Source organism: Mesorhizobium sp. C372A, from assembly GCF_030323245.1.
In the GTDB taxonomy this organism is placed as follows: domain Bacteria; phylum Pseudomonadota; class Alphaproteobacteria; order Rhizobiales; family Rhizobiaceae; genus Mesorhizobium.
In genome coordinates, this window is sequence record NZ_CP100475.1 from 1,518,652 (window position 1) to 1,540,473 (window position 21,822).

Sequence of the window (21,822 nt, forward strand, 5' to 3'; positions counted from 1 at the left end):
ACGTCGCAGGAGAAGCGTCAACCGGTGCGAATCGGTCTCGTTCACGTTTTGATCTGTGCCAGGTCTGCGAATCGGCTATGCTGGCGGGATGAACGACCTGAGCACCATCCTTTCCGAACCCGTTGCCCGGCTTGGCGCCACGACGATCACGCTCGGCCATGCACTGGCCCTCGGCGCGCTGGTGTTTCTCGGCCTGTTCCTGGCGCTTGTCGTGGCGCTGTGGCGATCGGCCAAGGCGCGCACCATCGCCGCGGCGGAAGCCGCCGACCACGCCCGCGACGCCGAGGCGCGGATGGCCGGCATTTTGCAAAGCCAGGCCGAGATGCAGGGCCGCATGGGCGCCATCGCCGACGTGTTCGGCGCAAGGCAGGCCGAACTCAACCAGTCGATCGGCCAGCGCCTCGAAGCCATGACCGGCAGGCTCGGTCAAACCATGACCGAACAGACCAAATCGACGCATGAGAGCCTCGCCAAACTGCAGGAACGGCTGGCGGTCATCGACACCGCGCAAGGCAACATTCAGTCGCTGGCCGGCCAGGTCGTGCAATTGCAGGCGATCCTGTGCAACAAGCAGACGCGCGGCGCCTTCGGCCAGTCGCGCATGGAGGCGATCGTCGCCGACGGCCTTCCGATGGGCGCCTACGAGTTCCAGGCAACGCTGTCAAACGGCAGCCGTCCCGACTGCCTGGTCAGGATGCCGAACGGTGCGCCGCAGCTTGCCATCGACGCCAAGTTTCCGCTGGAAGCCTGGAACGCCATCCGCGCCGCCGATGGCGCCGAACAACAGAAGATCGCGGCCCAGGCTTTCCGCCGCGACATCGAAATTCACGTCCGCGATATCTCGGAAAAATACCTGATCCAGGGCGAGACGCAGGACACCGCCTTCATGTTCGTGCCGTCGGAATCGGTGTTCGCCGAAATCCACGAGAATTTCGACGCCGTGGTCCAGAAGGCGCACCGGGCGCGTGTCATCATCGTCTCACCGTCGCTTTTGATGCTGTCGATCCAGGTCATCCAGGCCATCCTCAAGGACGCCCGCATGCGCGAACAGGCGCATCTGATCCAGGGCGAGGTGATCCGGCTGATGGAAGACGTCGCGCGCGTCGACGAACGCGTGCGCCGGTTGCAGACGCATTTTGGCCAGTCGGCCAAGGATATCGACGAGATACTGGTGTCGACGTCGAAGGTGACCAAGCGCGGCCAAAAGATCGAAGCGCTGGAGTTTGGAGAAAACGAAGCCGAAGTGCGCGGTGGCGGACCCGCCAAGGCCGAAGCCGGAGTGCGGGTGGCGGATTCCAAGACGGGGCAGCTCAGGCTACGTGTCGTCGAAGGCGACGATTAAAGCGCGTCGCGCTGAACGGATTCATACGACGCGCTTTAAAAGTCTTTGTTTTGATGCATGTCGTTGTCCCAGAACCGCGGCACACTTCTGGGCGCCATGCATTAGACCGTAGCCACGATCACGTGCGCCTGGATCTTGGCCGCAACCTCGCCGCTGCCGTGTCTGGCTGCAATCACGGACGCGGCGTGATCGGTTGCGGCTTCCAGTTTTCCTCTAGCCTCGATTTCGTTGCGAAGCGGAGTTCCCTGGCAATAGGCAACCGCCGGAAGGCGCGGCGAGGAGGCACGGCTTTGTTCGGCCCTCGTGTCGATCACCACACGGGAGAAACCTGCGGCTTCCAACTCGCCGCGGATCAATGCAATGTCATTGTAGCCGTGCGGCGTGCGGGCGAGAAAGCGGGGCGGATCGTTCGGAAAAATCTCCGCAAGAGCATTCGTCACATCATTGGCGAATACATTCTCTTCAATGCGATCCCACACGTTGAACAGGAAATGGCCGCCGGTCTTCAGGACCCGCTTTGCTTCGCGATAGCCGGCGGCTCGGTCGGGAAAGAACATCGCGCCGAACTGACAGCAAACGAGATCGAAAGCCGCATCTTCGAACGGCAGCGCCAGAGCATCCGCCTGACGCCATTGTATGCGACTGTCGGGAGCTTGTCGCGAGGCCGCGTAGTCGAGCATAGGCTGGTTGAGGTCGGTCACGACATAGCTTGCGCCAGGGGACAGTTTTGGCGCCAATGCGCGGGTAACAACGCCGGTGCCGGCGGCGACTTCCAGGACGGCGCCGGGCGACAAGGACGCTGCCCGTCGTGCCAAATCCGCGGCGAACGGCTCGAAGATCAGCGGCACCATGTAGCGGTCGTAGTTTTCCGGAATCGAGCCGGCAAACACTTTGTCCGTTTCCGACATTGCTATCCCCCGCCATCCGTTTGATGGCTAGCCTAGCACATTATTGGCTGGTTTGGGCCGCGTTTAACCGGGAGGCAGGTGCTACTGCGCCTCTACGATGCTTACGCCCTCGAATTCCGGAAGCCAGTGCAGGGCCGATCGGTGCCATTTCTGTTGGGTCGGAACGAGATCCTCGCGTTGCCGCGCGGTCCCCGCCCTGATCCCATAGACCTTCGGCCCGTCGCCAACCGACGTTGCGTAAAGATGCGAACCGCAGTCGCCGCAGAACGCCTGGGCACGCTTGGCGCCGCTCGATCCCGTCTTGATATAGACCTTCGGTGTGCCCTTGGTGATCCTGTAATGATCCTCAGGCGCGGGAACAGTGACACGAAAGGCGGTGCCGGTCAGTTGCTGGCAGTCGGTGCAATGACAGATAGAGGTCTTTTCCGGGTCGACGTCTGCTTCATAAGTTATGGCGCCGCAATGGCACCCACCATCGATTTTCATGGTTGATTCTCCGAAATCCGTCGGGTGATCTTAGCGGGACCAGGCGATGGGGCCAACGGTGCACTGCTGGTCCAGAACTAGTCCGACGCCGCCTCGACCTGCTTGCGCCGGTGCTCCCACGTTCCGGTCGTCTGCGGCTTGACGAACAGTCTGGTGATCTCCGGCATTTCTTTTTTCAAGAGCGCCTCGATGCGCTCGACACAGGCTTCGATCTCAGGCGCCGTCAGATGGTCCTCGAATTCGATGCTCAGCCCAGCGACGATCTGTTGCGGGCCGAGATGGACGGTGAGAACGCCGTTGGCCCGCTGCACCGCCGGATCCTGCTGGGCGATGGCCAGCACCTTGGCCTGCACTTCCGCCGAGGCCGGCTCACCGATGAGCAATCCCTTGCTTTCGCGCGCCAGAAAGATGGCGGTGGCGCCGAGGATCATCGCGATGCCGATCGAGGCGACGCCGTCGAGTTCGGGCATGTCGAGGAGTTCGGCCGCCAATATGCCGGCGAAGGCGACGAAGAGACCGAGCAGGGCGGCGCTGTCCTCGAACAGGATCGTGTAGACGCTCGGATCCTTGCTCGATTGCACGGCCTGCAGCCAGCCTTGCTTGCCCTTCTGCTGGCGGAACTCCTTCAGCGCCACGTACCAGGAGCTGCCCTCGAACAGCATCGAGAGGCCAAGCACGATGTAGTTGATTTTGGGATTGGCGACCGGCTCAGGCGCCATGATGTGGACGACGCCTTCATAGAAGGACACGCCGGCGCCGAGCGCAAAGACGAGCAGGGCGACAATGAAGCTCCAGAAATACAGCTCGCGGCCATGGCCGAGCGGATGCGTGCGGTCCGGCGGACGGGCGGCGCGGTGCATGCCGTAGAGCAGCAGCCCGCCATTGCCGGTATCCACCAGCGAGTGCACGCCTTCCGACAGCATCGCCGAGCTGCCGGTGAAGAAGGCGGCGACGAATTTGGTCACAGCAATAGCTAAATTACCGGCGAGCGCCGCGTAGATGACCGTCTTCGACCCGCCATGCGCTGCCATGCTGTCCCTCCAAGGCGCCCAATGTAACGGCCTGCCGCCGAGCTCCACAGGCATCACAACGCACGAATCGCCTGGTCGTTCAGGTTGAAGGCCAGCTTGCGGAAAGACGCCCCTATTCGATGATCTCGTCCGTCCACACCTTGAAACCAGCCAGCGTGCCCGGTCCGAAGATGTGGGTCAGCGGCACGTCGGCGGCGTCGCGACCCGACGCGATCAGGATGCGGCCGATGCGTGGCGAATTGTTGCGCGGGTCAAAGACATGCCAGCGGCCACCGAGATAGACCTCCATCCAGGCTGCGAAATCCATGCTCGCCCAAGGTTTGGGCAGGCCGATGTCGCTGATGTAGCCGGTGCAGTAGCGGGTCGGGATGTTTAGCGCACGGCAGAAGGTGACGGCGAGGTGGGCAAAGTCACGGCAGACGCCGCTTTGCTGGCGATAGGCTTCCGCCGCGGTGCGGGTCGGCCGCGCATTGCCGTAGCTGAAGACGATGTGGTTGTGGACGAAATCACAGACCGCCTGGACGCGGGCAATACCGAGCGGAGTGTGCCCGAACAGCCGCCATGCTTCGCTGGCCAGCAGATCGCTCTCGCAAAAGCGGCTCGGCAACAGGAAGAGCAATGTGTCCGACGGCAGATCGCGCACCTCGTGCTGCCAGGCCATCAGGTCGCCCATCTCGAACGTGCCGGGGTCGCGGATTACCGAATCGGTGCCGAAGGTGAAGCGCCCGGGCGGGGCGACGAAACGGTTGCACCAATTGCCGAAACTGTCGCGGTAGCTCTGGATCGGCACCGGCGGGTTGGAGGTCAGGAAATCCGGGCGCTCGAGATCGGAGGCCCTGGAGTAGTGGACATTGAGCATCGCGATCAGCGGCGTTTCCTGCGGAAAATCGAAACTCATCTCGCTGCCGATGCGGATTCGCATTGTCGTCCTGACCGCACTTCCTGATCATCGCCGGGCGAAGGCATGGCCGATGCTGCAGTGCGAAGGCAACCATGGCACGGACCGGAATGGTTTACGAGCAAATTAGAAACCGGTTGAAAGCGGCCCGCCGGCGCCGGCGACGGACGCCCGCCCCCTTGCAGTCCGGCGTTTCTCTTGTTTCACTTGGCCTCCCAGCAACTGGAGGAACGAATCATGGCTAAAGGTGCGATGAAGGCGGGCAAGGAAGCTCGCAAGCCGAAAAAAGACGCCAAGAAGCCCGCCGCGGCTCCGGCACTCAAGGCGCCGCCCGTCAAGGCGATGAGGCTCAAGGAAAAGTAAGCCCGCCTTAGGTCCTCAATATCTTGGGACGGTTGAGATTCGGGCAAACCGTTTCGGCGCAGATTTTGACACCGGCGGCATGAACGATGCTGCCGGCGTTTTGTTGATCGGACCGGCGCAGCCGCTTATACCGAAGCGGCGAGGACGACCTCGCGCCTTTCTCAAAAGTCCGGCCGGGACGCCCCGCCATCCTCATGGAAGGAGTGCATCCCGATGTCGTGGATTTTTCTGTTCTTCGCTGGTCTGTTCGAAATCGGCTGGGCGATCGGCCTCAAATACACCGACGGCTTCTCGAAGCCGCTGCCGACGGTGCTCACTGTCGCCTCGATGATCATCAGCCTGGGGTTGCTCGGCCTAGCGCTCAAGACGCTGCCTGTCGGGACGGCCTATGCGGTGTGGACCGGCATCGGCGCGGTCGGCACGGCGCTGCTTGGCATCTGGCTGCTGGGCGAGCCGGCGACGGCCATCCGGCTCGCCTGCATTGCGCTCATCGTCTGCGGCATTACGGGGCTGAAGCTCGCCGCCTGAGCAAAGCAACCAAGGAAATCGACGCACAAACACGTTCAGGGCCGCTGGAGGCGACCCTGATGTCCGATCGTTTCGATCGAAGCGTTAGCGGGCGGAGAAGCCCGGAGGCGTCCTGCCGGTACGCTGCTTGCGCGCCGCATAGCGTGCGTCGCGCTTGGCCTTGCGTTCGGCTTCGTCGGCCAGCAAACGGGCGATGCGCTCGTTTTCTTCGGCTTCCTTGATCTTCGCTTCAGCCTGCGCTGCCTCTTCGGCCGCAATACGCGCCGCTTCGGCTGCTGCCTCGCGCTCGGCCTTCTCGACCGCCTCGCGTGCCAGCTTTTCCTGCTTCAGCCTGGCCTTTTCGGCCTCGCGTATCTCGCGAGCCTCAAGAATCGCCTTGCGTTCGGCCTGTTTGGCCAGAACCGCAGGATCATCAGCCGCCGGCTTTGACTTGAAGCGCTCCAGAAGCGCCTTCTTTGCCTCGTTCGCGGCATTGCGCCGCTCGAAAATGTCTTTTTCCCTGTAGATAGCCAAGTCCACTTCCCTGAAGTCAATTCGCGACGCTTACATACGCGCGAAAACCGAGAGTTCAAGCGCCAAAACGGTATGCCAGCCATGAAAGTTTATGCTGTTGCAGCCGGGAGACGCGTTTCCCCTGAAACAAAGCCGGCCGAAACCGACATGCACTGTTCACCATCCGCCCCTCTGGCGGCCGGGGCGGCTCGCCGCTACCTCTAGCGGCAAATCAGAACATTTGGATGACATGCCATGGAACTCGGTCTCTACACTTTCGCCGACGTCAGCCCGGAGCCCGGCCCCGGCGCGATCGGCCCGCATCAGCGACTACGCAATCTGATCGAGGAGGTCGAGCTGGCCGACCAGGTCGGCCTCGACGTCTTTGGTCTGGGCGAACATCACCGCCCCGACTATGCCGCGTCCGCGCCGGTGGTGGCGCTGGCCGCTGCCGCCGAACGCACCAAGCGCATCAAGCTGACCAGCGCGGTCACCGTGCTGTCCTCCGATGATCCGGTGCGTGTCTTCCAGCAGTTCGCAACGCTCGACCTTTTGTCGGGCGGCCGGGCCGAGATCATGGCCGGGCGCGGCTCGTTCATCGAATCCTTCCCGCTGTTCGGCTACAATCTCGAGGACTATGACGAGCTGTTCGCCGAAAAGCTCGACCTGCTGCTGGCCATACGCGACAGCGTCAAGGTCACCTGGTCCGGCAATCTGCGCGCGCCCATCAACGACCGCGGCGTCTATCCGCGGCCGCTGCAGGACAAATTGCCGATCTGGATCGCAATAGGTGGAACGCCGCAGTCTGCGGCCCGCGCGGGGGTGCTCGGCCTGCCGCTGGCGCTGGCCGTCATCGGCGGCGAGCCGGCGCGGTTTGCACCGCTGTTCGACATTTATCGCGATGCCGCCAGGCGGGCCGGTACCGACCCCTCGGGCCTTGCCACCAGCATCAATGTGCACGGCTTCATCGCCGGGACCACTGAACAGGCGGCCGACGATTTCTACGGCCCGCAGGCCGAAGTGATGAACCGCATCGGCCGCGAGCGCGGCTGGGGCCCGACCTCGCGGGCGCATTTCGATCAGTCGCGTGGTCCGAACGGCGCGCTGTTCGTCGGCGATCCGGAGCAGGTGGCGGAAAAGATCGTCGCCCAGCACAAGATCTTCAACAATGACCGCTTCCTGCTGCAGATGGCGATCGGCGCCATGCCGCACGCCAAGATCATGAAGGCGATCGAACTCTACGGCACCAAGGTGGCGCCGATCGTACGCAAGGAGACCGCCAAGCCCGGCGTCGCCGTCGCAGCGCCAGCCGCCTGAGCGACGGGCGGCCCGGATTGAGGCCTTGCCGGCTAACGGAACCTTGGGCTTGCAGAGGCGTTTCCGTCAGGGGAAAGCACCAATTGCGGTGCGCCGCTGAGGGAAAATCATGAAAGCCGAACCCGCCGCTTTGGGTGCTGGGCTTGCCGAGACCGAAGAGGCGAGAGTTGTGGCGCGTGCCGACACGCATCTGATGCGTTCGCTGCTCATCGGGATCTTCCTGTTCATGGCCATCTACGCGCTGTATTTCGCGCGTGCTTTCTTCATGCCGGTCATCCTCGCCTTCCTGCTGACGCTGACGCTGACACCAATCGTGCGCTTCCTGCGCAAGCGCGGCATTCCGGAAGTGGTTTCGGCGACAATGTTGGTCGTGCTGTCGATCTGCGTCTTCGGCGTTGCCGGCTATCTGCTCAGCGGCCCGGTCATCGACCTTCTCAACAACACCTCGTCGATCGGCCAACAACTTACCGAACGGCTGGCGCAATTGCGGCGTCCGCTCGAGAGGATCATGCAGATCTCGCATGAGATCGAACAGATGACGGAGACCTCGCAGGAGCCGGGCATCCAGAAGGTGGCGATGGCGCAGTCCGGCGTCCTGTCGGCCGCCGCCAGCAACGTCCTGTCGGCGGGGACAAGCCTGACCATCATCTTCGTGCTGTCACTGTTCCTGCTGGCGTCAGGCACGATGTTCTATGAGAAGATCATCCAGTCCTTCGCCAGCCTCAGCGAGAAGAAGCGGGCCTTGCGCGTCGTCTATGACGTCGAGCGCGAAATCTCGCATTATCTGCTCACCGTCACCGTCATCAATGCCGGTCTCGGCGCGGTTATCGGCCTTGGCCTGTGGGCGCTCGGCATGCCCAACCCGCTGGTCTGGGGAACGATGGCGGCGCTGCTCAACTTCCTGCCCTATGTCGGCGCGCTGATTACCATCGTGCTGGTCAGCGTCATTGCGATGATCAGCTTCGACTCGATTACCTACGCCCTCTTGGCGCCGGGCTTCGTGCTTTTGTGCGACATCGCCGAAGGCCAGTTCGTTACACCGATGGTTGTCGGCCGACGCCTCGAGATCAACGCCGTGGCGATCTTCATCGCCATCGCCTTCTGGTCCTGGCTTTGGGGCTTTGTCGGCGCGCTGATGGCGGTGCCGCTGCTGGTCGTCGTCAAGGTGTTCTGCGATCATTTCGATGGCCTCAGCCATGTCGGCAATTTTCTCGCCGCACAGCAGACGGCCGTGGTGGAGGAGGAAGCGGCCGAAGAGAACGGAAAGGCCGCGCCATAAGCTTGCCGCGCCTGTCCGTCATCGCGCATTTGTTGTCTTCAGGCGGAGTGCCTATATCGAGCCGGTCGAGCCGGACCCTGCGATGAACGATGCCTCCTTCGACCTCGATTCCTATTTCGACCGCATTGGCTATCGCGGTCCGATCGATGCGTCGCTCTACAAGCTGAGCGCGCTGCATCGCCAGCGTCCGCAGGATCCCGTTCGAGAATATGGACCCGTTGCTTGGCACCAGCTCGACATCGTCATTCCCGACCGCGCCTTCGAAACCAGGGTCAGGCAGTTGAACATCGTAAAGGCTTGAGGCCCATGACCGCACTTTCCGTTCTCGACCTGTCGCCGATCGTCGAAGGCAGCGACGCCTCGCAATCGCTGGCAAATTCGCTCGACCTGGCCCGCCATGCCGAGCGGCTCGGCTACAGGCGCTATTGGCTGGCCGAGCACCACAACATGCCGGGCATCGCCAGCGCGGCGACCGCCGTCGTCATCGCCCATGTCGCCGACGGTACCAAGACCATCCGCGTCGGCGCCGGCGGCATCATGCTGCCCAACCATGCGCCGCTGGTGATTGCCGAGCAGTTCGGCACGCTGGCGGCACTGCACCCCGGCCGCATCGACCTCGGCCTCGGCCGGGCGCCCGGCACCGATATGGGAACAGCGCGCGCGCTGCGCCGCAATCTCGAGGCGTCAGACAATTTCCCCCAGGATGTCGTCGAGCTGATGGGCTATTTCCAGCCGGCCGCGGAAGGCCAGCGTATCCACGCCGTGCCCGGCGAAGGCCAGAAGGTGCCGGTCTGGATCCTCGGTTCCAGCCTCTATGGCGCGCAGCTCGCCGCCATGCTCGGCCTGCCCTATGCCTTCGCCTCGCATTTCGCGCCGGCCGAACTGGACCATGCGCTGGAGATCTACCGTTCGCGCTTCCAGCCTTCGGAACAGCTGGACAAGCCCTATGTCATGCTCGGCCTCAACGTTTTCGCCGCACCGACCGATGGAGAGGCAAAACTGCTGTTCACCTCGCTCCAGCAGGCCTTCGTCAATCTGCGCACCGGGCGGGCCGGCCGCCTGCCGCCGCCGGTCGAGGGCTATGACCAGACGCTCGAGCCGATGGCAAAAACCATGATTTCGCAGGCGCTGTCCTGCGCCGTCGTCGGCTCTCCCGAAACCGTCCGGCAAGGCATAGACGCGTTCGTGCGCCGCACCGGCGCAGACGAGCTGATGGTGACCGCGCAGATCTTCGACCATGCGGCACGCGTGCGCTCGTTCGAAATCCTGGCCGAGGCGCATAAATCGCTGTCGCAGGCCGCGTGACGCTTTTGCCTGTGTCTGCTGTGGGCAGGCGCCTTCCTCAGCCAGGAGCCGCCTCTCTCACGCATAGGTGACGTTTTCTTGTGGTTTCGAAGCCCTGACTGGGCGCTTCGCCGGGGGATCGCGCAGATCCTGGGGTTTTGAGCGCGGTTGGAGCACATCCGGGCCGCTGGGCGGCTGTTCAAAGGCGCCAAGTGCGGCGCGGTGGATGCTATGCGCAGAATGCTTGCGCCCGATGCCGCCTGTTCTTATATACGCGCCAAGCCGCCCAGTGCCGGAATGCCGGTTGCCGGAGCGGAATTTCTTGTGAACAGGGGCTTTCGTCGGAACGCCTTAAGGGTCCTGAGAGCCTGCTTAGCGGAGAGACTAGAAAAATGGCAAAAGTAATCGGTATCGATCTCGGCACCACCAACTCCTGCATCGCCATCATGGATGGCAAGGAGCCCAAGGTCATTGAAAATGCGGAAGGCGCGCGCACGACGCCTTCCATCGTCGCCATCTCGGGCGACGGCGAACGTCTCGTCGGCCAGCCGGCCAAGCGCCAGGCGGTCACCAATCCTGAAAACACCATCTTCGCGGTCAAGCGCCTGATCGGCCGCCGCTATGACGACCCGGTGACGGAGAAGGACAAGAAGCTTGTCCCCTACAAGATCGTCAAGGGCGACAATGGCGATGCCTGGGTCGAGGCCGGCGGCAAGAAGCAGTCGCCCAGCCAGATCTCGGCCATGATCCTGCAGAAGATGAAGGAAACGGCGGAGGCCTATCTCGGCGAGAAGGTCGAGAAGGCGGTCATCACCGTTCCGGCCTATTTCAATGACGCCCAGCGCCAGGCCACCAAGGACGCCGGCAAGATCGCCGGCCTTGAGGTGCTGCGCATCATCAACGAGCCGACGGCTGCAGCACTTGCCTACGGCCTCGACAAGAAGGATGGCAAGACCATTGCCGTCTATGACCTTGGCGGCGGCACGTTCGACATTTCGGTGCTCGAAATCGGCGACGGCGTGTTCGAAGTGAAGTCGACCAATGGCGACACCTTCCTCGGCGGCGAGGATTTCGACATGCGTCTCGTCGAATACCTGGCGGCCGAGTTCAAGAAGGAACAGGGCATCGACCTGAAGAACGACAAGCTTGCGCTGCAGCGCCTCAAGGAGGCGGCTGAAAAGGCCAAGATCGAGCTGTCGTCGACGACGCAGACGGAAATCAACCTGCCCTTCATCACCGCCGACGCGACCGGCCCCAAGCACCTGACGCTGAAGCTGACCCGTGCCAAGTTCGAGCAGCTGGTCGACGATCTCGTCCAGCGCACCATCGAGCCCTGCAAGGCGGCGCTCAAGGATGCCGGGCTGAAGGCTGGCGAGATCGACGAAGTGGTCCTGGTCGGCGGCATGACCCGCATGCCCAAGATCCAGGAGATCGTGAAGCAGTTCTTCGGCAAGGAGCCGCACAAGGGCGTCAACCCGGATGAAGTCGTCGCTTTGGGCGCCGCCATCCAGGCCGGCGTGCTGCAGGGCGACGTGAAGGACGTGCTGCTGCTCGACGTGACGCCGCTGTCGCTCGGCATCGAGACGCTGGGTGGCGTGTTCACCCGCCTGATCGAACGCAACACGACCATCCCGACCAAGAAGAGCCAGGTGTTCTCGACCGCTGAAGACAGTCAGTCGGCCGTGACCATCCGCGTCTTCCAGGGCGAGCGTGAAATGGCTGCCGACAACAAGGCGCTCGGCCAGTTCGACCTGGTCGGCATTCCGCCGGCGCCGCGCGGCGTGCCGCAGATCGAGGTCACTTTCGACATCGACGCCAACGGCATCGTCAACGTTTCGGCCAAGGACAAGGGCACCGGCAAGGAGCACCAGATCCGCATCCAGGCCTCTGGTGGCCTTTCGGACGCCGACATCGAGAAGATGGTCAAGGACGCCGAAGCCAATGCCGAGACCGACAAGCAGCGGCGTGCTTTGGTCGAGGCCCGCAACCAGGCCGAGGCGCTGGTGCACTCCTCCGAGAAGTCGCTGAAGGAATATGGCGACAAGGTTTCGGAAACCGAGCGCACGGCGATATCGGAGGCTATCACGGCGCTGAAGGCTGCTGCCGAAGGCGACGATGCCGCCGACATCGAGGCCAAGTCGCAGACGCTTGCCGAAGCATCCATGAAGCTCGGCCAGGCCATGTACGAAGCTTCGCAGAAGGAAGCGGCGGAAGCCGACGCCAAGGCGGACGCGGCCAAGGATAGCGATGTGGTCGACGCCGATTTCGAGGAAATCGACGAAAACGACGAGAAGAAGAAGTCGGCCTGACCGGTTGACGGCAAATAAAGCGAAAAGCCCGGCGCAAAGCCGGGCTTTTTTGCAACCCTCGCTGAAAAAGTGCGGGCCTTGCCGAAAAAGTCACTGAAAAACACAGGCACAAGCGCGCCGGCCCTAGCATCCGGGCAGCACCGCTCCTAAATCGAGACAACGTGCCGGCAAACGACGCAACATGCATCAAGACGTTGAGCATCCGGACTGCGGGAAAAGATGAAAGCTGATTTCTACGAGACGCTGGGCGTGCAAAAGGGCGCCGACGAGAAGGAGCTCAAGAGCGCTTTCCGCAAGCTGGCCATGCAGTTCCATCCCGACCGCAATCCCGGCGATCACTCATGCGAGCATAAGTTCAAGGAAATCAACGAAGCCTACGAAACGCTGAAGGACCCGCAGAAGCGCGCGGCCTATGACCGTTTCGGTCACGCCGCCTTCGAGCAGGGCGGCATGAATGGCGGCGCGCAAGGTTTTGGCGCCGGCGGCTTCGCCGACATTTTCGAAGATATTTTCGGCGACATGATGGGCGGGCGCCAGCGCCGCTCGTCGGGCGGCCGCGAACGCGGCGCCGATTTGCGCTACAATATGGAAATCACGCTGGAAGAAGCGTTTGCCGGCAAGACCGCGCAAATCCGCGTGCCGGCCTCGATCTCATGCACGGAATGCTCCGGGACCGGCGCCAAGCCCGGCACCCAGCCGGTGACCTGCTCGATGTGCCATGGCCACGGCAAGGTACGGGCGACGCAAGGCTTCTTCTCGATCGAGCGTACCTGCCCGCAATGCCAAGGCCGCGGCCAGACGATCAAGGACCCGTGCCCGAAATGCGCCGGCCAGGGCCGTGTCACCGAGGAACGCTCGCTGTCGGTCAATATCCCGGCCGGCATCGAGGACGGCACCCGCATCCGGCTTGCCAATGAGGGCGAGGCGGGCCTGCGCGGCGGCCCATCGGGCGACCTCTATATTTTTCTGGCGGTGAAGCCGCATGAATTCTTCCAGCGCGACGGCGCCGATCTCTACTGCAAGGTGCCGATATCGATGACGACGGCCGCCCTTGGCGGCTCGTTCGAGGTGACGACGCTGGACGGCAGTCAGACCAAGGTGAAAGTGACCGAAGGCACGCAGAACGGCCGCCAGTTCCGCCTCAAGGGCAAGGGCATGCCGGTGCTGCGCCAGCCCAATGTCGGCGACCTCTACATCCAGACCGCGGTCGAAACGCCGCAAAACCTGTCGCGCCGCCAGCGCGAGCTGCTGGAAGAGTTCGAGCAGCTGTCGTCGAAGGACAATTCGCCCCAGTCGAGCGGCTTTTTCGCCCGCATGAAGGACTTTTTCGAATCCTTCGGCGAGCACTGAACCCAAACCAAGGCCGCCACGCTTCCCGAACGTCATCAACATCTTATGCCAGATCGCGCCTTGCCTTGGACCTGTTAGCTGCTAAGTAGCGTTCGGGGAGTGTTGAGGAGAACTTGCATGGCACGTGGTCCGGGATTGCGGAAGGCGCTGGCGGAAAAGTTCGACGACGAACTCAAATTCTTCAAAGGCTGGATCGACAAGCCGAAGTCGGTCGGTTCGATCGTGCCGACAAGCTCCATCACCGCCCGCAAGATGGCTTCCATCGTCAATCCGAAGTCCGGCCTGCCGGTGCTTGAAGTCGGACCCGGCACAGGCGTCATCACCCGTGCAATCCTCGCCCAGGGCGTTAAGCCCGAAAACCTGTACGCGGTCGAATATTCCACCGATTTCGTGCGCCATCTGCGCCAGCTCTATCCCGGCGTCAACGTCATCGAGGGCGATGCCTTCAATCTCAACGCCACGCTTGGCGAGAAGAGCGGGATGGTTTTCGATTCCGTCGTCTCCGGCGTGCCGCTGCTCAATTTTCCGGTCGCACAGCGGATCGCCTATATCGAAAGCCTGCTAGACCGCATCCCGGTTGGACGGCCGATCGTGCAGCTGACCTATGGGCCGTTGTCGCCGATCCCGCCCGGCCGCGGCAATTACACGGTCAAGCATTTCGACTTCATCTTCCGCAACATCCCGCCGACGCAGCTGTGGATCTACCGGCGCGAAGCGCATTAGCTGGTATTGGGGGCGGGAGAAGTCTCTGGCGCCTTGTAGAGGATCGACGTCTCCCGAAGGAAGCTCGATTGAGGGTCGATCCACATCCTTGACTGTTATCCGCCTCGCAAACTCGTGGCGACCTCTCTGATCGCCGCGCACATGGCCCGCACGGCCGTTGCTTCGGCGCTGCTGGAGAACAGAAGCAGCAGAGGCCGACGCGCACGCGGCTCTAGAGGACGCCTCGCGACGGTTCGCTGCCAATCGGCCGGAAACGCCAGGCCTGGCGCAATCGACAAACCGCGCCCGGCCCCAACCAGAGCAAGCAGCGCCGCCATATCGCTCGCCGACAGGATGACAACTGGCGCAACGCCAAAATCCTGGAACAATTCGGCAAGCATTGGTCCGCAGCCGCCGCTCGACATGATGAATGGCTGGCCGTCGAGAGCGCGGATCGGAAATGACCCGCCTTGGACTGAGTTCTTTTGCGATGACGCTACAAAGAGTTCGTCGTCGACAAGTTCCTCGGCTTGGCAATTGCCGGCGATGTAGGACAGTCCAATATCGGCGGCACCGCGATCGACCCACTCCGCCACCTCGGTATCCGTGCCCAAGAGCAGTTCGACAGCAAGCTCCGGGTGCCGGACGGAAGTAATGTTCAACGCATATGGAGCAATCTTTACCGAGGCGCTGCTGACCAGCGCGAGCCGTACTCTGCCTTTGATGGAGTGTTCCCGTAGGCCGACAAGACGGCCTAAAGCATGCAAAGCGGCGCGCGCCGCGTCCAAAGCCGCCTCGCCGGTTGCGGTGAAAGCGACACCGCGCCGATCACGTATGACGAGGGGCGCGCCAACGATCTCCTCCAGCGCCTTCATTGCATGGCTTATGGCCGATTGAGAAAGACAGAGCCGCTCGGCGGTTTTGGTGAAGCTGCGCGTCTCGCTGAGCGATGTCAGGACGCGCACCATCGTGATGTTGATATTAGCTTTGTTCATGGCTGCCGAAATATCTTTCATTTCGCTCATATTAAAGAGCGCTGTAGGTTTTGTGAAGGTGAGGGAAACGACCCTCGAAATCGGCGAGCGGCTTTCCTGGCCTCTCCGGCATGCAGGCGTGCGGTACGACGAGACTGAAACTGGAGTATCGCATGAGCTACCTTCCGCAATTCCTGACCCTTGCTTCGGTCTTCCTGCTCGGCGCCATGAGCCCAGGACCCGATTTTGTAGCCGTGACTTCCCATGCGCTGATCAGCCGTCGCGCGGGGTTCCATGTGGCGCTTGGCATTGCCGCAGCGATCATGGTGTGGGCGGCTCTCGCGATGTGTGGCCTGGGCCTCGTACTGACGCAGATTGCATGGGCTCACCTTGCCGTCCGGATCGCCGGTGCCGTGTATCTCGGTTACCTGGGAAGCAAGATCCTTTTGTCGGCTTGGCAGGCGCGGCCACCGCTGGCCGTCGGTGGCGCAGAGACTACGGCTCCTTGGCGAAGCGGATTCGTTGTCGGAATTACAAATCCGAAGACGGCCGCGTTCTTCGCGAGCCTGTTCATATCGGTATTGCCGATGCAGGCTCCGATCTGGGTCCAGGCAGTGTCGCTGGCCATAATCGGGATGGTCGCGATGGCGTGGTTTGGGCTTGTCGCGCTAATGTTCTCCACAAGAAGGGTTCGGTCGGTATATGGCAGCGTCCGCAGGCCGATAGATGCCTTGCTCGGAGTTGCACTCATCGCGCTGAGTGCAAGAATTGCGGTCACCCACTAGCAATAGCCCAGCTGCTCGGCACACCTTCGCGCGCCTGCCCCCCGATCGTTTCCGTTTTTTGAGCCAGTGCGTTGATTTGCGCAGCCTCTGGCTGTACCTGTCCGGGAACAAGAGTGGCCAATGGCTGTGATCGCGAAAATCCTCGTCTTCGCCGGCTCGGTGCGCAGCGGCGCCTTCAGCGGCAGGACCGCCGATGTGGCGCAGAAGGAGCTGGCCATGCAAGGCGCCGAGGTGACGCGCATTTCGCTGGCCGACTATCCGCTGCCGATCATCGACGAGGACCTCGAAAAGGAAAAAGGCGTTCCCGACAACGCCGTGAAGCTCGGCCGGCTGATCGCCGCCCATGACGGGCTACTGATCGCGACGCCGGAATATAATGGCTCGATCCCGCCACTGCTCAAGAACACGATCGACTGGGTAAGCCGGGTGCGCCTCGATGGCGGCTGGCCGGTGAGGCCGCTTGTCGGCAAGGTCGCCGGCCTGTGCTCGTCTTCCAACGGACATTTCGCCGGGATCCGCTGCATCAACCATCTGCGCGCCGTGCTGGTGCGCTGCCAGTTGGAGATGGTGACGCCGGAATGCTCGGTATCCGATGGCGGCAGTGCCTTCGACGGCGACGGCAATTTCAGGGATGAGAGACTGACCAAATCGATGGAGCACCTATGCCGCACGCTGATCGAAACCTCGCGCATGCTGTCGACCCGGACCGGGGCATGATTTCCACAGCCATGCAGGCCCATACCATGAGAGAAAGGCTGATCGTCGGCCTCGACGTGCCGACGGTGAAAGAGGCCGAACAGGCGGTGCAGGAGCTCGACGGCGTCGTCTCCTTCTACAAGATCGGCTATCAGCTGGCCTTCGCCGGCGGGCTCGACTTCGCCAGGGAGTTGGCCAGCGGCGGCACGAAAATCTTCCTCGACATGAAGCTGCTCGACATCGACCACACGGTGGCGAAGGGTGTCGAGAACATCGTGCGCATGGGCATGACCATGCTGACCATCCACGCCTATCCCAAGGCGATGCGAGCCGCGGTGGAGGCCGCCAGGGGCAGCGACCTCTGCCTGCTGGCGGTCAGCGTGCTGACCTCGATGGACGAGCAGGACGTGATCGACGCCGGCTATGAATACGACCCTCACACGCTGGTGCTGAGACGCGCCGAACAGGCGTTGCATGCCGGCATGGGCGGCGTCGTCTGCTCGGCCGAGGAGGCGGAAGCGGTGCGCCGCATCGTCGGACCCGACCTGGCGGTGGTGACACCGGGGATACGGCCCAAGGGCAGCGACCATGGCGACCAGAAACGCGTGGTGACGCCCGGCCAGGCGATCCGCAACGGCTCCAGCCATCTTGTTGTGGGCCGGCCAATCGTGGCGGCAAGCGACAGGCGCGCGGCGGCGGAAGCCATACTGGAAGAGATGCGCGCCGCGTAACGAGGAGAAGAAAATGCCCAAGGGATACTGGATAGCCCGCGTCGATGTGCGCGACGCCGAAGGCTACAAGGACTATGTCGCTGCCGCCAAGCTCGCTTTCGACCGTTTCGACGTGAAGTTCCTTGCCCGTGGCGGTGAGCATGAAAAGGCCGAGGGGCCTGGCCGCGCCCGCAATGTCATTATCGAGTTCGAATCGCTCAGCGCGGCGCACGATTGCTACCACTCGCCGGAGTACCAGCGCGCCGTGGCCATCCGTCAGAAAGTAGCCGATGGCGAGATCGTGCTGGTCGAGGGTATCTGACGCGCGAAGCTGCTCTGCTCAGTGCGGCGCTTCCTCCTGCGCCAGCACCTCCAGTTGATGGCGGTGCCCCGACAGCTCATAGCCGACAACGGTGACGGCCGGCGCTAGCGTGAGTAAGATGAGGCAGACCGCCATGTCGACGCCGGCAAGGGCGGCGATGATGGCAAGTGCGACGACCGCAGCCGTTCCCGCCAGCAGCCAGACATGGAGGGGATCGAAGCGCTGGACGAGATAATAATACAGCGCGTAGATCGCCCCCAGGAACACGCCTAGCGGAATGGCGACCGAGAGCAGGGTCGCTACCGGGCCGATATGGGCCTTGTGCTCGATGAAATAGGCCGCGACATGCAGCCCGGCGCCGCTGGCGACGATGGCCGCCACGATCAGCATCTGGCCATAGCCCCAGACAAAAGAGCGATTGCGGTGCTGGTGCAGCACTGTCCCCGAGGGCAGCATGTAATAGACCCACCACATGCCGAAGGTGAGACCCATTCCGGCAATGCCGATCAAGGCGGCATCGAGGTTCCAGCCCTGCTCCTCGACCACGGCCGACAGCGTCGCCAGCGTGCCGACCACCCCTTCGCCCAGCGCGATGATGGCGAAGAGGCTGTAGCGCTCGGCGACGTGATGCGCGTGCCAGGGCGTGCCGCCATCCCGGCGTTCGGCGATGACCGGTCCGGCAAGCTCGATGAGAAGCAGGACCGCGCCGAAAGCCAGGCTCGTCGCCAGCGAGAAATCGACCAGGATCTGCACCACCCAGCCGATCTGGGCGATCGCGATGGCGATGGCATAGGTGAGACAGGCACGCCGCCGCCCAGGGTCCTGCCGCGCCGCGCGCAGCCATTGGAAGATCATGGCGACGCGCATGATGACGTAGCCCAGCACCATCACCGAATTGTTGAGGTGTTCGCCATGCTCGATCGAGGCGAACATGCGCGGCAGGCCGATGGCCAGCACCAGCACGCCGATCATCTGCACCATGGTGACGAGGCGGAAGATCCAATCGTCGGTGTCATAGGCGGAGGAAAACCAGGAGAAATTGATCCACGCCCAGCAGATCGCGAAGCTGGCAAAGCCGAAGCCGATCAGCGCCGCCGCGTAGTGGCCCTCGGCCAAGGCATGCGCCAGTTGCGACGAGGCAAGGCTGAAGGCGGTGACGAAGGTCAGATCGAACAGCAGCTCGAGCGGCGTGGCGACGCGATGCGCCTCATGCGGATCGCGCCCGGCCATGCGCCTTATGTGATGATGGAGGGAGCTTGCTGGTGTGCTCATCGCGCGGCCTTGCCTGAGGACTGTCCCGCGACACTAAAGGTGGAGCAAAAGCCGTCAAGGCGCGGTAGGTCGTGCCGGTCCCCGCGGCCTTTCAGATCGCCTGTCGGTTCAGTCGGTTCGCCGCCGTCTCGGCAACCGCATCGGCCAGCGTCATGCCCCATTGTATCAGGCAATAGGCGCGGAAATCGAAGCAGGGCAGGCCGGGACAGACTTCGAACTCGATGAGGTGGGCATGATCGGTGGCCTCGACCCTGAAATCGATGGAAAACACGTCGCGCAGGCCAAGTCCGCTGACCAGCCGCTCGGCGATGCGGCGGATGGTTGCCGCGGCTGCCGGCTGGGTGTCGGCAACCGCCTCCAGCACCGGCTCGCTGTATAGTCCAGCCGCCTTGGCGGCCTCGCCGGTGTCGCCGTAAAGCGCCATCGAGTCCGCCATGGTCTGGAAATCGCCGCCGGAGTCGACGAACGCAATGCCGAGCGCTTCCGCCCCGGCATCCGTTTGCAGCCCAAGGAAGCTGGCGCGGACATTGCGACCGCCGACATAGGGCTGGACGACGACATCGTCGCGATAAGCGGCATAGACCCGCCGGCTAAGCTCCAGCGCATGGGCCAGGTCGTTGCAGCGTGAATCCGGCCAGATGCCTACCTTGGAGCCGAGCCGGTTCGGCTTGACGAACCAGCCGGCTTCCGAAGCTGGCGGGGCGGCCAGCCAGCGGCCGTCGCGGGCCAGGCCTGCCTGCGGCGCCGGCAGGCCGAGCGCGCAAAGCACGGCGCCGGAGCGGAACTTGTCCTGGCAAAGCGCGAACAGCGCATCGTCGGCTCCGATGGTTCTAAGCCCATTCAGCCTGGCAAGTGCGGGCGCTGCAGCACCGCGGAAATAGGCAATGCCGTCGGTCAGCGTCCAGACAAGCGTGGTTGCGGGATCGGCCTTCGCCAGCGCGCTTGACGCATCGTCGAGTGCAACCGGCATGAAGGCGAGGCCGCGCCGCCCGCAAGCGGCGGTGATTTCATCGAATTCGGGCGCGAGATCGGTCGATTGCGCCAGATAGGACGAGATTTCCAAGGCACGCTCGGCAGGAAAACCATCGGCGACCAGCCTGTCGAAACAGGCCTTTTCAGGCTCGTAGACGAGGATCAAGGTCGGGCGCGGCATGGGTCAAAGCTTCTCGGTGATGCAGCCACACCATCGCACGGCCAATGCGATCGGCTTGCGCGAAATCGACCCGCGCCCGCCGCCTGCACGACAACCGGTACGCTCAGGCGATCAGCACGCGCGGCTCGAAGCGGCCGTTGACGGGGATGTCGAGCAGGAAGGTCATGCCGGCCTGTGGGTCGAGCTTGCGCTGCTTGTCGTCCTTGCCTTTCCAGGCCGAGGTCACCGCCAGCCGATCGGCCTTGGCGCCGACAAAGGCCGGGCACGAGGACTGCCCCGCCGGCACGGCAATCTCGCGCAACAATGTGCCGTCCGGCGCATAAGCCTTCACTGCCTTGCCGCCCCAGACCGCGTTCCACAGCACGCCGTCACGGTCGACAACCGAGCCGTCGACATAGCCCCGCGACGAGCGATGGTCGACGAACACTTTGGACTCGCCGACCGGCAGGCCCGTCGCCGGATCGCAGGCGACGCGCATCAACAGGCCGGTCGCGGTATCGGTGTAGTAGGCGATCGTTCCATCCTGCGAGAAACAGATCGAGTTCGACACGGTGATGCCGGTGTAAAGCGTGCGCAATTCGCCCTTGAAGAACCAGTAGATGGCGCCCGCGCCCTTCTCCTCACCCTTGCCCATCGTGCCGACCCAGAAGGCGCCACAAGGGTGGACGCGCGAATCGTTGGAGCGGGTCAGCGCATTGTCGGCCTCGATGGGCGTATGCAGCGTCAGCTTGCCGGTCGAGACGTCGCGGACATGCAGGCCGGTCTCGGTGGCGATGAGCTGGCGATGGTCGTCGATGATGGCGATGGCGCTGGCCATCTGGCCGAGGTCGTGGACCTTCAGCGCGCCGGAAGCGACGCCCTGCTCCAGCAGAAGGCCGTTGACGATGTCGAACCAGAACAGCGTATCGGTGGCGGGATCGTAGCTCGGCCCCTCGCCGAGTTCGCAGACATGGTCCGAGAAAACCGAAACGTTTTCCATCATGCCGCTCCGCCGAAGGCCGCATCCCAGGCCGTCACCGCCGCCTGCGCGCGCGAGGCCACCTCGTCGACGCTCATGCCGGGTTTGAACAGGCTGGAGCCAAGACCAAAAGCAGTCACCCCAGCGGCTTTGTAGCCGGCAAAGTCTTTGTCGGAAACGCCGCCGACGGCGCCGACCACGGTATCGGCCGGCAGCACGGCCCGCATCGCCGAAATGCCGCTAGGCCCGAGCACGCTTGCCGGGAAGAATTTGAGCGCCGAAGCCCCAAGCCTAATCGCCTGAAAAGCTTCGGTGGGGGTGAACACGCCTGGCATCGTCACCATGCCATGGTGCATGGCGCGGGCCATGACGTCGGCATCGATGTTGGGGCTGACCAGCAAGCGCCCGCCGGCCTTGGCCAAGGTGTCGACATCGGCTGAAGTCAGCACCGTGCCGGCGCCGACCAGCGCTGTCTTGGGCAAAGCGGTGACAATGCTGGCGATCGATGAAAACGGTTCCGGCGAATTGAGCGGCACCTCGATGGCTTCGATGCCGGCGTCAAACAGCGCCTGGCCGATGGCAACCGCCTCGCTGGGTTTGAGGCCGCGCAGAATGGCGACAAGACCACGCTTGAGCTTCGGGAAGGGTGCGGTCTGGGTCACG

24 protein-coding genes are annotated in these 21,822 nt (G+C 63.2%); 14 read left to right on the top strand and 10 right to left on the bottom strand.

The window, feature by feature from the left end; all coding sequences use genetic code 11:
- Window positions 1–88: 88 nt before the first annotated feature.
- Window positions 89–1,342 (top strand): DNA recombination protein RmuC, encoded by a 1,254-nt coding sequence (locus NLY42_RS06995; RefSeq protein ID WP_023755358.1) that lies wholly within the window; start codon window positions 89–91, stop codon window positions 1,340–1,342.
- 101 nt (window positions 1,343–1,443) lie between these two features.
- Here NLY42_RS06995 and NLY42_RS07000 read toward each other — a convergent pair whose 3' ends face one another.
- The 4 genes from NLY42_RS07000 to NLY42_RS07015 all read right to left on the bottom strand — a co-directional run bounded on the left by NLY42_RS07000 (window position 1,444) and on the right by NLY42_RS07015 (window position 4,689).
- On the bottom strand, window positions 1,444–2,250 hold the full coding sequence (locus NLY42_RS07000; RefSeq protein WP_023703801.1) for a class I SAM-dependent methyltransferase: 807 nt from the start codon (window positions 2,248–2,250) through the stop codon (window positions 1,444–1,446).
- Between the two features lie 81 nt (window positions 2,251–2,331).
- Complete coding sequence (locus tag NLY42_RS07005) at window positions 2,332–2,736, bottom strand: GFA family protein (protein WP_023673210.1); 405 nt, start codon at window positions 2,734–2,736, stop codon at window positions 2,332–2,334.
- Between the two features lie 77 nt (window positions 2,737–2,813).
- The gene (locus NLY42_RS07010) at window positions 2,814–3,767 is read right to left on the bottom strand and encodes a cation diffusion facilitator family transporter (protein WP_023687479.1); all 954 of its coding nucleotides are present in this window, start codon (window positions 3,765–3,767) and stop codon (window positions 2,814–2,816) included.
- Window positions 3,768–3,879: 112 nt separating this feature from the next.
- On the bottom strand, window positions 3,880–4,689 hold the full coding sequence (locus tag NLY42_RS07015; protein WP_023739792.1) for a transglutaminase-like domain-containing protein: 810 nt from the start codon (window positions 4,687–4,689) through the stop codon (window positions 3,880–3,882).
- Window positions 4,690–4,902: 213 nt separating this feature from the next.
- Between NLY42_RS07015 and NLY42_RS07020 the strand changes: the two genes are divergently transcribed.
- The gene (locus NLY42_RS07020; protein WP_006200611.1) at window positions 4,903–5,028 is read left to right on the top strand and encodes a hypothetical protein; all 126 of its coding nucleotides are present in this window, start codon (window positions 4,903–4,905) and stop codon (window positions 5,026–5,028) included.
- A 213-nt stretch (window positions 5,029–5,241) separates the two neighbouring features.
- The gene (gene sugE / locus NLY42_RS07025; protein ID WP_023755357.1) at window positions 5,242–5,556 is read left to right on the top strand and encodes a quaternary ammonium compound efflux SMR transporter SugE; all 315 of its coding nucleotides are present in this window, start codon (window positions 5,242–5,244) and stop codon (window positions 5,554–5,556) included.
- Between the two features lie 84 nt (window positions 5,557–5,640).
- Here sugE and NLY42_RS07030 read toward each other — a convergent pair whose 3' ends face one another.
- Window positions 5,641–6,069: a DUF6481 family protein gene (locus NLY42_RS07030; RefSeq protein WP_023673205.1), complete on the bottom strand. Its 429-nt coding sequence runs from the start codon at window positions 6,067–6,069 to the stop codon at window positions 5,641–5,643.
- Between the two features lie 234 nt (window positions 6,070–6,303).
- On the opposite strand from NLY42_RS07030, the gene NLY42_RS07035 reads away from it, so the two are divergent.
- The 7 genes from NLY42_RS07035 to pmtA all read left to right on the top strand — a co-directional run bounded on the left by NLY42_RS07035 (window position 6,304) and on the right by pmtA (window position 14,310).
- Window positions 6,304–7,365: an LLM class flavin-dependent oxidoreductase gene (locus NLY42_RS07035; protein WP_023755356.1), complete on the top strand. Its 1,062-nt coding sequence runs from the start codon at window positions 6,304–6,306 to the stop codon at window positions 7,363–7,365.
- Window positions 7,366–7,474: 109 nt separating this feature from the next.
- Window positions 7,475–8,644, top strand: coding sequence for an AI-2E family transporter (locus NLY42_RS07040; RefSeq protein ID WP_023755355.1), 1,170 nt, complete (start codon window positions 7,475–7,477; stop codon window positions 8,642–8,644).
- 82 nt (window positions 8,645–8,726) lie between these two features.
- Window positions 8,727–8,945, top strand: coding sequence for a hypothetical protein (locus NLY42_RS07045; RefSeq protein ID WP_023696045.1), 219 nt, complete (start codon window positions 8,727–8,729; stop codon window positions 8,943–8,945).
- Between the two features lie 5 nt (window positions 8,946–8,950).
- Window positions 8,951–9,949 (top strand): LLM class flavin-dependent oxidoreductase, encoded by a 999-nt coding sequence (locus tag NLY42_RS07050; protein WP_023696046.1) that lies wholly within the window; start codon window positions 8,951–8,953, stop codon window positions 9,947–9,949.
- A 371-nt stretch (window positions 9,950–10,320) separates the two neighbouring features.
- Window positions 10,321–12,237 (top strand): molecular chaperone DnaK, encoded by a 1,917-nt coding sequence (gene dnaK / locus NLY42_RS07055; protein WP_023673200.1) that lies wholly within the window; start codon window positions 10,321–10,323, stop codon window positions 12,235–12,237.
- Window positions 12,238–12,456: 219 nt separating this feature from the next.
- Complete coding sequence (gene dnaJ, locus NLY42_RS07060; protein ID WP_023681322.1) at window positions 12,457–13,587, top strand: molecular chaperone DnaJ; 1,131 nt, start codon at window positions 12,457–12,459, stop codon at window positions 13,585–13,587.
- Between the two features lie 117 nt (window positions 13,588–13,704).
- Window positions 13,705–14,310: a phospholipid N-methyltransferase PmtA gene (gene pmtA / locus NLY42_RS07065; protein ID WP_023687484.1), complete on the top strand. Its 606-nt coding sequence runs from the start codon at window positions 13,705–13,707 to the stop codon at window positions 14,308–14,310.
- Between the two features lie 95 nt (window positions 14,311–14,405).
- Here pmtA and NLY42_RS07070 read toward each other — a convergent pair whose 3' ends face one another.
- Window positions 14,406–15,314 (bottom strand): LysR family transcriptional regulator, encoded by a 909-nt coding sequence (locus NLY42_RS07070; protein WP_023681320.1) that lies wholly within the window; start codon window positions 15,312–15,314, stop codon window positions 14,406–14,408.
- 122 nt (window positions 15,315–15,436) lie between these two features.
- On the opposite strand from NLY42_RS07070, the gene NLY42_RS07075 reads away from it, so the two are divergent.
- The 4 genes from NLY42_RS07075 to NLY42_RS07090 all read left to right on the top strand — a co-directional run bounded on the left by NLY42_RS07075 (window position 15,437) and on the right by NLY42_RS07090 (window position 17,776).
- Window positions 15,437–16,048 (top strand): LysE family translocator, encoded by a 612-nt coding sequence (locus NLY42_RS07075; RefSeq protein WP_023744887.1) that lies wholly within the window; start codon window positions 15,437–15,439, stop codon window positions 16,046–16,048.
- 120 nt (window positions 16,049–16,168) lie between these two features.
- Window positions 16,169–16,765, top strand: coding sequence for an NADPH-dependent FMN reductase (locus tag NLY42_RS07080; RefSeq protein ID WP_023673195.1), 597 nt, complete (start codon window positions 16,169–16,171; stop codon window positions 16,763–16,765).
- Window positions 16,762–17,475: an orotidine-5'-phosphate decarboxylase gene (gene pyrF / locus NLY42_RS07085; protein WP_023755354.1), complete on the top strand. Its 714-nt coding sequence runs from the start codon at window positions 16,762–16,764 to the stop codon at window positions 17,473–17,475. Before NLY42_RS07080 ends, pyrF begins: the two co-directional genes overlap by 4 nt.
- 13 nt (window positions 17,476–17,488) lie before the next feature.
- Window positions 17,489–17,776 (top strand): DUF1330 domain-containing protein, encoded by a 288-nt coding sequence (locus NLY42_RS07090; protein WP_023681317.1) that lies wholly within the window; start codon window positions 17,489–17,491, stop codon window positions 17,774–17,776.
- Between the two features lie 18 nt (window positions 17,777–17,794).
- Here NLY42_RS07090 and NLY42_RS07095 read toward each other — a convergent pair whose 3' ends face one another.
- From NLY42_RS07095 to NLY42_RS07110, 4 genes are all read right to left on the bottom strand, one after another.
- A complete protein-coding gene (locus NLY42_RS07095) occupies window positions 17,795–19,048 on the bottom strand; it encodes a low temperature requirement protein A (protein WP_031244750.1) in 1,254 nt (417 codons plus the stop codon).
- Window positions 19,049–19,139: 91 nt separating this feature from the next.
- Complete coding sequence (locus NLY42_RS07100; protein WP_023755352.1) at window positions 19,140–20,201, bottom strand: D-alanine--D-alanine ligase family protein; 1,062 nt, start codon at window positions 20,199–20,201, stop codon at window positions 19,140–19,142.
- 103 nt (window positions 20,202–20,304) lie between these two features.
- Window positions 20,305–21,180 (bottom strand): SMP-30/gluconolactonase/LRE family protein, encoded by an 876-nt coding sequence (locus NLY42_RS07105; RefSeq protein ID WP_196814867.1) that lies wholly within the window; start codon window positions 21,178–21,180, stop codon window positions 20,305–20,307.
- Window positions 21,180–21,821: a 2-dehydro-3-deoxy-6-phosphogalactonate aldolase gene (locus NLY42_RS07110; RefSeq protein WP_023755350.1), complete on the bottom strand. Its 642-nt coding sequence runs from the start codon at window positions 21,819–21,821 to the stop codon at window positions 21,180–21,182. Before NLY42_RS07110 ends, NLY42_RS07105 begins: the two co-directional genes overlap by 1 nt.
- Window position 21,822 lies beyond the last annotated feature (1 nt).